10 protein-coding genes, 1 rRNA gene and 1 other annotated feature (1 of these 12 cut by a window edge) are annotated in these 11,665 nt (G+C 46.7%); all 11 genes read right to left on the bottom strand.

Annotation, left to right across the window (positions count from 1 at the left end; genetic code table 11):
* Window positions 1-195, bottom strand: a binding site (T-box leader); it reaches 24 nt to the left of the window's first position.
* 43 nt (window positions 196-238) lie between these two features.
* Window positions 239-1,708, bottom strand: coding sequence for a glutamate--tRNA ligase (gene gltX, locus BLQ53_RS17495; protein WP_093728600.1), 1,470 nt, complete (start codon window positions 1,706-1,708; stop codon window positions 239-241).
* 24 nt (window positions 1,709-1,732) lie between these two features.
* The gene (gene ispF / locus BLQ53_RS17500) at window positions 1,733-2,209 is read right to left on the bottom strand and encodes a 2-C-methyl-D-erythritol 2,4-cyclodiphosphate synthase (RefSeq protein ID WP_093728601.1); all 477 of its coding nucleotides are present in this window, start codon (window positions 2,207-2,209) and stop codon (window positions 1,733-1,735) included.
* Window positions 2,210-2,223: 14 nt separating this feature from the next.
* The gene (ispD, locus tag BLQ53_RS17505; RefSeq protein ID WP_093728602.1) at window positions 2,224-2,901 is read right to left on the bottom strand and encodes a 2-C-methyl-D-erythritol 4-phosphate cytidylyltransferase; all 678 of its coding nucleotides are present in this window, start codon (window positions 2,899-2,901) and stop codon (window positions 2,224-2,226) included.
* Window positions 2,902-2,993: 92 nt separating this feature from the next.
* Window positions 2,994-4,103, bottom strand: coding sequence for a PIN/TRAM domain-containing protein (locus tag BLQ53_RS17510; protein WP_093728603.1), 1,110 nt, complete (start codon window positions 4,101-4,103; stop codon window positions 2,994-2,996).
* A gap of 173 nt (window positions 4,104-4,276) precedes the next feature.
* Window positions 4,277-5,650 carry a DNA repair protein RadA gene (gene radA, locus BLQ53_RS17515; protein WP_093728604.1) on the bottom strand — a complete coding sequence of 458 codons (1,374 nt, stop codon included), beginning with the start codon at window positions 5,648-5,650 and terminating at the stop codon, window positions 4,277-4,279.
* 140 nt (window positions 5,651-5,790) lie between these two features.
* On the bottom strand, window positions 5,791-8,220 hold the full coding sequence (clpC, locus tag BLQ53_RS17520; RefSeq protein WP_093728605.1) for an ATP-dependent protease ATP-binding subunit ClpC: 2,430 nt from the start codon (window positions 8,218-8,220) through the stop codon (window positions 5,791-5,793).
* 20 nt (window positions 8,221-8,240) lie between these two features.
* Window positions 8,241-9,308 (bottom strand): protein-arginine kinase McsB, encoded by a 1,068-nt coding sequence (mcsB, locus tag BLQ53_RS17525; RefSeq protein ID WP_093728606.1) that lies wholly within the window; start codon window positions 9,306-9,308, stop codon window positions 8,241-8,243.
* Window positions 9,308-9,850, bottom strand: a complete 543-nt coding sequence (mcsA, locus tag BLQ53_RS17530; protein ID WP_093728607.1) for a protein-arginine kinase activator protein McsA — start codon at window positions 9,848-9,850, stop codon at window positions 9,308-9,310. The genes mcsB and mcsA overlap by 1 nt, the downstream gene beginning before the upstream one ends.
* Window positions 9,851-9,871: 21 nt before the next feature.
* Entirely contained in the window at window positions 9,872-10,333 is a 462-nt protein-coding gene (locus BLQ53_RS17535) for a CtsR family transcriptional regulator (protein WP_093728608.1), read from the bottom strand.
* A 128-nt stretch (window positions 10,334-10,461) separates the two neighbouring features.
* On the bottom strand, window positions 10,462-11,157 hold the full coding sequence (locus tag BLQ53_RS17540) for an MgtC/SapB family protein (RefSeq protein ID WP_093728609.1): 696 nt from the start codon (window positions 11,155-11,157) through the stop codon (window positions 10,462-10,464).
* A 143-nt stretch (window positions 11,158-11,300) separates the two neighbouring features.
* Window positions 11,301-11,414: ribosomal RNA gene (rrf, locus tag BLQ53_RS17545) — 5S ribosomal RNA — on the bottom strand.
* Window positions 11,415-11,665: the final 251 nt, after the last annotated feature.

Genomic DNA, 11,665 nt, shown 5'->3' on the forward strand with positions numbered 1-11,665 from the left:
CCACTCTATTTGGGCGAGCCTATTGGCTTCCCCAGCTTCACTCTGATAACGGTGAGAACCGCTTTTACCTACTAACAGTTCGGCAAAAGACTCCGAGGTGCATTTCAGCAAAAACTTTCCAAAGCCGCTCGCAGCGTATGCGGCTCTCTCTGAATGGAAAGGCAGATGCGTACTTCTCCTCTTCTACGTTCAAATGTGTAGTAATACTATATTATATTTCAGTGAAAAAGTGAATATTTTACTTTGTCAGTTGCTCGATTGCTGCACGAAGACGGTTCTGTACAACTGTCTCACCAAGCAGGTGGATGGAATTCGGCAGTTCCGGACCATGCGTGGCACCTGTTGTCGCTACACGGATAGGCATGAAGAGCTTCTTGCCTTTTTGGCCAGTCTGTTTCTGTGTCGCTTTGATTGCACCTTTGATTGCATCCGGCTCGAATGCTTCCAATGCAGCAAGCTGTTCAGAGAATGCTGCCAGGACATCCGGCACTTGCTCATCCTGCAGCACTGCCATTGCCTCTTCATCATATGAAATCTCATCCTGGAAGAATAGCTCTGTCAGCTCGACAATCTCCGCGCCATAATTCATTTGTTCTTTATAGAGCGCGATAAGCTCAGTGGCCCATTCCCGACGGGAGTCTTCCATGTTCTCAGGCAGCTTGCCCGCTTGAATCAAATGCGGCAAAGTCAATTTCTCGATGCGATCGGCATCCTCAGACTTGATATATTGGTTATTCATCCATTTCAGCTTCTGCGGATCAAAGATTGCGGCAGAAGTGGATAGACGGTTCGGATCAAAAATCTTGATGATTTCCTCTTTGGAGAAAATCTCTTCTTCACCGACCGGCGACCAGCCGAGCAGGCTGATGAAGTTGAACATCGCTTCCGGCAGATATCCTAGGTTCTTGTATTGCTCGATGAACTGTAGAATATGCTCATCGCGTTTGGAAAGCTTCTTGCGGTTTTCGTTCAGGATCAATGTCATATGACCAAATTGAGGCGGCTCCCAGCCGAAAGCTTCATAAATCATCAGCTGCTTCGGCGTATTGGAAATATGTTCTTCCCCGCGAAGGATATGTGAAATTTCCATCAAATGGTCATCGATTGCCACAGCAAAGTTATATGTCGGAATGCCATTTTTCTTCACGATGACCCAATCACCGAAATCACTGGATTCGAAGCTGATTTCATTACGAACGATGTCGTTGAACTTGTATGTTTTGTTCTCCGGCACGCGGAAGCGGATGCTCGGCTGTCTGCCTTCTGCTTCGAATTGCTCTTGCTGTTCCGGTGTCAGATCACGGTGTGCACCAGAATACTTGGGAACTTGTCCATTCGCCTTTTGTTCCTCGCGCTCTTTCTCCAGTTCCTCTTCCGTCACATAGCATTTATAAGCAAGACCGCGATCGAGCAATTCATCTACGTACTTTTTATAGATATCCAAACGCTCCAATTGACGGTACGGACCGTACTCGCCGCCGATATCAGCACCTTCGTCCCATTTAATACCAAGCCATTTCAAATAGCTGAACTGGCTCTCCTCGCCGCCCTCCACATTTCGTTTCTGATCCGTATCTTCTGTGCGGACGATGAATTTGCCATCATGATGACGTGCATATAAGTAGTTGAATAGTGCAGTTCGTGCGTTTCCAATATGCAAATGTCCAGTCGGACTCGGCGCATAGCGCACACGTACAGGTTTTGACATATGAATAACTCCCTTTCGATTATGTTAGGCTTGCTGCAAAAGAACGACTGCTTGCGCAGCGATTCCTTCCTTTCGGCCAGTAAAGCCAAGCTGTTCTGTTGTTGTTGCTTTCACATTGATCTGTCCCGGTTCCGCCTCAAGCATCCCCGCTACGTTTTCACGAATCTGATCGATATATGGTGCCATTTTCGGTGCTTGTGCAATAACAGTGCAATCCAAATTCCCGAGTTTGTAGCCTTTTTCTTTTACAAGCTGCCATACATGACGCAGCAATACTTCCGAGTTCGCATCCTTGAAAGCAGGATCTGTATCCGGGAAATGTTTGCCGATGTCGCCCAGTGCCAAGGCACCAAGACATGCATCAGCAATCGTATGTAATAGTACATCCGCATCCGAGTGACCAAGCAATCCTAGCTCGTAAGGAATTGTAATCCCGCCGATGATACACGGTCTATCCTCTGCAAATGCATGTACATCAAATCCTTGTCCAATTCGAAACATAATGTGACCTCGCTTTATTTGCCATTTAGAAATGCTTCCGCTTTGTATAAATCCTCTGGTGTCGTAAGCTTCATGTTGTCGTAGCTGCCTTCTACGATGAAGACATCTTGGTCGATCCGCTCGACCAAGGACGCATCATCTGTACCAAGCATTCCGTCGACCTTTGCTGACACATGGGCGTCATAGATAAGCTGATAATCAAAGGCCTGCGGTGTCTGAGCAGCCCACAGCAGCCCGCGATCCATCGTCTCCAGACGATTGCCCCGACGAAGCTTGATCGTGTCGGTGACAGGAACCGCCAGGATAGCAGCGCGATGCTGCTGACACGCTTCGGCCAGAGCATGGAGCCTGTCGATTGTAACAAATGGCCGGGCGCCATCGTGTATGAATACCATACCGGACTTCTCAGGTAATGCTTCCAGCCCCATCAGGACACTCTCCTGCCGCTCGCTTCCGCCTTCTGTCAGGTTGATCGGTGTCGACCATTTTTGAGCTGTCAGCAGCTGAAGCATCAATTTGCGATCAGCCTCGCTTACAACAAGCGTGATGGATGCACACCAAGGATCCTTGTCGAAAACTGTCAGCGTATGGACAATGAGCGGCTTTTGTCCAATTGTGAGAAATTGCTTATTGCGGCCGGTCTGCATCCGCTTTCCTTGCCCGGCAGCTAACACGATAGCTTGATAATACATCTATTTTACCGCCTTATTTTATATCGAATCCAAACAAAAGCGATAACATCCCATGTTATCACTTTTGTCTACTTCTATCATGTTATACTTTTTCACAATGCTTTTTCAAGTAATTTAGGCTTTGCGAAGATCATTCGGCCGGCAGAAGTTTGCAAGACACTTGTAATAAGCACTTCGATCGTCTTGCCAATATAGTTCTTCCCTTCCTCGACAACGATCATCGTTCCGTCATCCAAGTAAGCCACGCCTTGATTATGCTCTTTCCCGTCTTTGATCACCTGGACAGTCAATTCCTCTCCAGGAATGACAACCGGCTTCACCGCATTAGCCAAATCATTAATATTCAGCACCGGTACATTCTGGAATTCACATACTTTATTCAAATTGAAATCATTCGTAACGACGATACCATCGATGACTTTTGCCAATTTGACAAGCTTGGAATCCACTTCCGGAATATCCTCGAAGTCACCTTCGTAAAATTCCACTTTGACACCAGGCATATCCTTTTGAATCCGGTTCAGGACATCCAGACCACGACGACCGCGATTTCGCTTCAATGCATCTGATGAATCCGCAATATGCTGGAGCTCGTTCAATACGAATTGCGGAATGACGATCGTACCCTCGAGGAAATTCGTTTCGCAAATATCAGCAATTCGGCCATCGATGATGACACTCGTATCCAGCAGCTTAGATTTAGGCTGGATAGCTTGGACTTTCTCTTCTCCAACTTCTTGCTCATCTGCAGCCTTTTTCTTGTCCTTTTTCGCCAGCGTCATCATATTCAGGAATTCATCCCGACGTTTGAAACCGACCTGGAACCCGATGTAACCGAGGAAAATGGTCACAAACAGCGGCAGCACTTCCGAAACAAGTACAAAACCGATACCGCGAATCGGGATTGTAATCAAGTACGCAACGACCAATCCGATAATGAGCCCGATGCTGCCAAAGAACAAATCAGCAGCAGGTGTCTTGACCAGTGAGTCCTCCACCCAATGGATGAAGCCGACTATATAATCGACCACCCAAAACAGTAATAAGAATAATAGAATAGCTCCGCCAATCAATCCGACGATCGGGGAATTCAGCCAACCAATGTTGGTAAGGTTCGCTAGATCCATCAATTTAGGGATGTAGAGGAACCCGACCATACCGCCTGCAACGATAATGAATAATTGCACGATTCGCTTTAACATTACTGTCACCTCCTAACAGAAAGTATTGCCTGAAATAAAATATATTAGACGTAAAAATAAATAATTGCAGTTTAACCGTAGCACGTTTTAGAATACCAGTCAATTTAGTAAATATTACATAGTAGCATAGTTTTATATTAAATGTCAAAAAATATTACCATTTTAAGGAGAGGTTAATCCTCTCCCAACACAATTCGGAGTGCTTCACTTACTGAGTTGACTCCAACAACTTTGATACTCGATGGGACCGTCCAGCCGTCCAGATTCTTCTTCGGTACGATTGCCCGCTTGAAACCGAGCTTGGCCGCTTCCTGAACGCGCTGCTCTATACGGGATACACGTCTCACTTCCCCTGTCAAACCTACCTCACCGATCAATACATCATCCGGCTTGGTCGGCTTGTCCTTGAAACTGGATGCAATGCTTGCAGCCACCGCCAGATCGATCGCTGGCTCATCTAAACGCATACCTCCGGCAATCTTGACATATGCATCCTGGTTCTGAAGCATAAGTCCGACCCGCTTCTCCAGTACTGCCATCAACAACGGCACCCGGTTATGATCCGTACCAGTAGCCATACGCCGCGGATTTCCGAAGCTAGTCGGTGAGATAAGTGCCTGAATTTCAACGAGGACCGGCCGTGTTCCTTCCATCGATGCCACGACTGTCGATCCTGCTGCCCCCTGGGACCTTTCCTCCAGGAAGATTTCAGATGGATTCAATACTTCCCTCAATCCCTCTTCCTTCATCTCGAAGATACCCATTTCGTTTGTACTTCCAAACCGGTTCTTCACGCTTCGTAAAATTCGGAATGTATGATGCCGTTCCCCTTCAAAATAAAGTACAGCATCCACCATATGTTCAAGAAGTCTCGGACCGGCAATTGCGCCTTCTTTCGTTACATGACCGACGAGGAAAATCGGTATGCCATTCGTTTTGGCAACCCGCATCAGCTCACTGGTACACTCCCTCACCTGCGAAACACTCCCGGGCGCACTCGTGACTTCTTCTCGGTAAACAGTCTGGATGGAGTCGACAACGACAAACGCCGGTTTCACATCCTCTATATGCCGCGTAATATCCTGCAGATTGGTCTCGGATAATACATAAAGCTGATCAGCTTTTACACCAAGACGATCGGCCCTCAGTTTCGTCTGTCGTGCAGATTCCTCTCCCGAGATATACAGGACAGGCAATTCCTTTTCTGCCAGCTGTGCGCTGACCTGCAGCAGCAAGGTCGATTTACCGATACCCGGGTCGCCACCGATAAGTACAAGCGATCCTGCTACGATGCCGCCGCCGAGTACCCTGTTGAATTCAGGAAGATTCGTCGTTACCCGCGGCTCCTTTTCGGAATGGATGGCTGTAATCGATTGAGGCTTTGCAGCGGTCGTTGTATTTGAATGACGAAAAGCACCGCTGCCAGCTGGTGAAACCACTTCTTCCGTAAAGGTATTCCAATTATTGCAGCTTGGGCATTTGCCCATCCATTTAGCGGATTCATATCCGCATTCCTGACAAACATACTTTGTCTTTCTCTTTGCCAAACCTATCAAATCCTTCTCTATCATTTTATACGATAATTACGGCATAAAAGTTACAGAAATATATCAAATAAAATCATTAATATAGAAATAATTACACAAATATAATAGCAAAAAGGGAGGCGTATACACCTCCCTATTCATTATTTGCCAGTAACGACATACTTACCTTCTTTATCAACATCTATATTCACTTGTTGCCCTTTGCGGATATTCTCGCGCAGGAGTTCCTCTGATAATAGATCTTCGATGTTCTTCTGGATTGCACGGCGTAATGGACGAGCTCCATATTCCGCATCGAAGCCGTCATTAGCGATCTTCTCAATAACAGCATCCGTCAGCGTGAACTCGATATCCTGCTGTGCAAGACGTTTTTTTAGCTGGTCTGCCATCAATGTGACGATATCTTTCATGTGTTTCTTCTCCAGCGGATGGAACACAATCGTTTCATCGATTCGGTTCAAGAACTCCGGACGGAATGCTTTCTTCAGTTCCTCTGTAACTTTCGCCTTCATATCCTTGAAGTTCTGATCTTCACTATCCAATGTGAAACCAAGTGACTTGCTGCGCTTCAGTTCACTAGCGCCGACATTGGAGGTCATGATCAGAATCGTATTGCGGAAATCGACCAGACGACCTTTCGAATCAGTCAGACGGCCATCTTCCAACACTTGAAGCAAGATGTTGAAGACCTCTGGGTGTGCTTTTTCCACCTCATCCAGCAAGACAACGGAGTACGGTTTGCGACGAACTTTCTCGGTAAGCTGACCACCCTCTTCATACCCGACATATCCCGGAGGGGAACCAACAAGACGTGCAGTGGAGTGGCGTTCCATGTATTCGGACATATCGATACGGATCATCGCATCTTCATCACCGAACATGGAATCAGCCAAAGCTCGCGCTAATTCTGTTTTACCGACACCTGTTGGACCAAGGAAGATGAAGGAACCGATCGGACGTTTCGGATCCTTGAGACCTGCACGCGCCCGGCGAATCGCTTTGGAGATAGCGACAACCGCTTCCTCTTGGCCGATGACACGGCCATGCAATGTCTGCTCCATATTGAGCAAACGTTCCGATTCATCCTTTGTCAGCTTGGCTACCGGCACTCCAGTCCAGATGGAAACGACTGAAGCGATGTCCTCCACAGTGACTTCACTGCTTTCCTGACCTTGCTTTTCTTTCCATTGATCCTTCGTCTGATCCAGCTGATCACGCAGGCGCTGCTCTGTATCGCGCAAGGAAGCCGCTTTTTCGAATTCCTGGCTTTGAACGGCGGCGTCTTTCTCTTTGCGTACTTCCTCCAGCTTCTGCTCAAGCTCTTTCAAGTTGGGCGGAGCTGTGTAAGAACGAAGACGTACTTTGGAAGCTGCTTCATCAATCAAGTCTATCGCTTTATCCGGCAGGAAACGATCTGTGATATAACGATCAGAGAACTCTGCTGCTGCACGAATCGCATCATCCGTGATTGTTACACGGTGGTGGGCTTCATATCGATCACGCAGGCCTGTGAGAATCTGAATGGATTCCTCAACTGATGGTTCATCGACTTGGATCGGCTGGAAGCGGCGTTCCAATGCTGCATCCTTCTCGATGTATTTGCGGTACTCATCCAATGTAGTAGCACCGATGCATTGCAGTTCCCCGCGTGCCAAGGATGGTTTTAAGATATTGGAAGCATCGATTGCCCCTTCTGCTCCACCTGCACCGATTAGTGTATGCAGTTCATCGATGAAGAGAATGATATTACCTGCTTGGCGGATCTCCTCCATCACTTTTTTCAAGCGATCCTCGAATTCCCCGCGATATTTCGTACCTGCCACGACTGTACCCATATCAAGCGTCATGACACGTTTATCCCGCAAGATCTCCGGAATCTCATTGTTAATGATCTGCTGCGCAAGACCTTCGGCAACTGCCGTTTTACCTACACCTGGCTCCCCGATCAAGACAGGGTTATTCTTGGTACGGCGACTGAGGACTTGAATGACACGCTCGATTTCTTTTTCACGGCCGATCACCGGGTCAATATTGCCTTCTTTGGCAATCGCCGTAAGATCTCTTGCCAAAGAATCAAGTGTCGGCGTATTCGCTCTGGCAGACTGACTGCCGCGCTGTTTCCCTGCAGATGACTCATTACTGCCCAGAAGCTGCAATACTTGCTGACGAGCCTTATTCAAGCTCACTCCAAGATTATTCAGCACACGTGCTGCGACGCCTTCTCCTTCGCGAATCAATCCGAGAAGGATATGCTCAGTACCCACGTAGGAATGACCCAGCTTTCTCGCTTCGTCCAAGGAAAGCTCGATCACTTTCTTCGCACGCGGCGTGTAGTAAGGTGTACCAGTGATTTTCTGGCCGCGCCCGATCAGCTGCTCAACCTCTTCCTGAATACGCTCTGTTTCCAACCCCAGTGTCGTCAGAGCCTTAGCAGCGATTCCTTCACCTTCGCTCACTAGACCCAATAAAATATGTTCTGTTCCAATATTGTTATGCCCAAGACGCACTGCCTCTTCTTGTGCAAGTGCAAGGACCTTTTGCGCTCTTTCCGTGAAACGTCCAAACATCATAGGAATTCCTCCTCGATCAATCAGTTATTTTCCAAATGCATCCGTTCTCTGATGAGGGATGCACGTAATACATCTCGTTCTCTGCCAGACAGACTCCTATTCGCATAATGCTGAAGGAAGCCGGGCTGTATCAATACCATTAATTCATTAAGTATAGATTGAGGCATATCTTCTATATACCCAAGATCAATGCCTAACCTAACATCGGATAAGCAGGTTGCAGCTTCCTTGGATTCGATGATACGGCTATACCGCAGCGTGCCATAAGAACGGAAAATCCGATCCTCCAGCTGAATGCTCAGCTCCTCTGTCAATGTCTGACGAGCCTGCCTTTCCTGCTCGACCAGTTGGCTGACCACACTTTCCAGATCCTCGACAATATCCTGTTCGGATTTTCCCAGGGTGATCTGGTTAGATATCTGATAGATATTGCCTTGAGCTTCGCTGCCTTCTCCATAAATGCCGCGAACCACAAGCCCAAGCTGGTTGATTGCCGGTGTCAGCCGGTTCATCTGATGCGTCATGGTCAAAGCAGGCAGATGCATCATGACCGAAGCTCGAAGCCCCGTCCCTACATTCGTCGGACAAGTCGTCAGATAACCCCTTTCTTCATCGAAAGCATATGTTATCTTCTGCTCAAGCCAATCATCGACTTCGAATGCCTCTTGCAGTGCCTTTTGCAGCTGGAAGCCTGGTAAGTATAGCTGAATGCGCAGGTGATCCTCTTCATTTACCATGATAGAGACTTGTTCGCTTTCAGAGAGCAAAACTCCTGCTTCCTCTGCGTGTTCTGCCAAATGAGGGCTTATTAAGTGTTTCTCGACAAAAACTTTTTTCTCGATCGGTGACAGATCGGCAATACGAACGAATTGCATCTGTCCGCGATCTTTGAAGGAAGCATCTTGGTAGCTGTCTTGGAAGAAATTGAGCACGTCGTCCAAATCCTCCGCTTTAGCAATCAAAGGGAAAGTGCGATTCTCAAAGTTTCTGGCTAACCGGATACGGCTGCTCATAACGATATCACAATCTGGTCCATTCTCTTTCATCCATGGGCTGATTGCATCACTCATGAATTTCTCAAGTGACATTAGCTCTCACCCTCTTCCCGTTCATCTGACTGCTGCTCCAAAGAACGTATCTTATCGCGGAGCTCTGCTGCTTTTTCGAATTCTTCTGCTTGGATGTATTGCTGCATGGATTCCCGATATGCAGCAATCTTCCGTTTCTTCTCTATACCGCCGCCCATCCGCTTTGGTATCTTGCCTTCGTGTTTAGTATTACCGCTGTGTACACGACGGAAGACAGGATTCAGATTATCCTCGAAAGTTTCATAACAGGATGCACATCCGAATTTTCCTATACGGGTAAATTCATTATATGTGAGTCCGCACTTCGGACAAGCAAGTGTGGGTTGCGCTTGAGAGAAATGTTTATGTCCTTGAACAGTCGATGGATTCATATGAAATAGACCAGATAATAAGTTATGCAGGGAATACCCTTCTTGGCCATAGGAGACATATCCGTTCTCTTTCGCACATTGTTCACAAACATGCATTTCCGTCTTCTGCCCATTGACGACATTCGTCAAATGTAATGTAGCTGGTCTAATATGACATTCTTGACATTCCATCCTAATGCCCTCCTTATCTGACTAGTACTTGATAGCAGTCAGCATTGAAACCAGGATACGAGACCTGACCTCATCTCGAAGAGGAAGAGGGAAGGCTAGAGTTTCCCGGCTGGTTGCTCTAAGCATGATCTTTGCTTCCCGTTGTGTCAGGATACCCTCTTCTGCCAGCCGTTCAATCACGCTGTTGGCGGTCTGCTGTGACACGCGTGGCTGCACCATTTCGATCACATCATCTATCAAACTTGCTTCTGTATGATGCTTTACCCGAATTATACGAATATAACCGCCGCCACCGCGCTTGCTTTCGACCAGATATCCCTTTTCAATGGTGAATCTCGTTTTAATGACGTAGTTGATTTGCGAGGGCACGCACTGAAAACGATTGGCTACTTCGCTTCGCTTTATCTCCACTTCCTGCGTATCCGTTGATTGAAGAATCTGCTTTAAATATGCCTCGATTATGTCAGATATATTATTGCTCACACAAGTTTCCCCCCTTCTTTTGACTTTGACTATCTTTGACTATATTATATACATTTTGCAAGTGGAATGCAAAGCTCTTCTTCTTTAGCATAGCCCCCAAAAACAGAAAAAAACCCTTAAAAAGGGTTTTAACTTTTCACTGTACTGACTGATCTAATATTCGTCAGGTCAGTCAATTCCTCAAAGAGCTCTATTTCATTTATAGCGTGACGTGTTTCCAGCTCGACATGCAGCAATCTGCTATCATGGTGGTGTTTTTTCATTTTCATATTTGCCAATGCCAGATGATGACGCTCGAGTATTTCCATAATAGGAGCTATGCTTTCTTCTCTATCCAGTTCGATATCTAGACGATATGCTTTCTGCTTTTTACTGGATAAAAACAGTTTTTCAAAATTATTCAGGAATATAAGGACCAATAGAATGATGATAGTTGTGAATACAGCTTCCATATACATTCCTGCCCCTATCACCAGACCAAGACCTGCTACGGTCCAGACAGATGCGGCTGTCGTGAGGCCTCGTACGGTCGTTCCATTGACCAGGATCGTTCCTGCTCCCAAGAAACCAATGCCGCTGATGACATAAGAAGGTATACGTGCGGGATCGAATCGCACATAGGCATGCTCTTCACTGAATTCCGTAAAACCGTACAAGGATAAAATCATCATAAGACAAGATCCTACCCCTACGAGGATATGAGTCCTTAAACCAGCATGGTGATTACCCATCCCACGTTCCATCCCGATTGCACCTGACAAGAATATTGCTATTATTATTTTAAACATCACAGTTAAAAATTGATCATTAAAGTACTGCTCCATCTATGCTTCCCTTCTTTCTCTAAGCAGTATATGAAAATCCCCACGTTAGTATGAAGTAAAATATTTATATTCCCTGATTGACAGAAAGATAAGGCAAGACATAAAAAATCCCTGATCCATATAAGGATCAGGGATTTTATCTTGCCTGGCAGCGTCCTACTCTCGCAGGGGCGAACCCAACTACCATCGGCGCTGAAGAGCTTAACTGCTGTGTTCGGCATGGGAACAGGTGTGACCTCTTCGCTATTACCACCAGACAATGCAAGCATTCATATGGAATGAACCCTCAAAACTAGATAAGAAACTTTTCATGCCTTACATCTCATGCGTGCCAAGCACCGGAGTGCTTGGTCTTTGGCGTTGACTTACTAAGTCTAGCGCTGCGGCTAGATCCAGCTCCAGAAACCAGAAACTGCGGCCTAAGCGATAGCCCTGCAAGGGTAAAACCACCCTTTCCGGCCTCTCACTTATTCCTCCGTTTCTAAACGGTTTCCTGCGCTTTTCGTTT

Origin of the sequence: Terribacillus halophilus, from assembly GCF_900101385.1 — a bacterium.
GTDB classification, from domain to species: Bacteria; Bacillota; Bacilli; order Bacillales; family Amphibacillaceae; genus Terribacillus; species Terribacillus halophilus.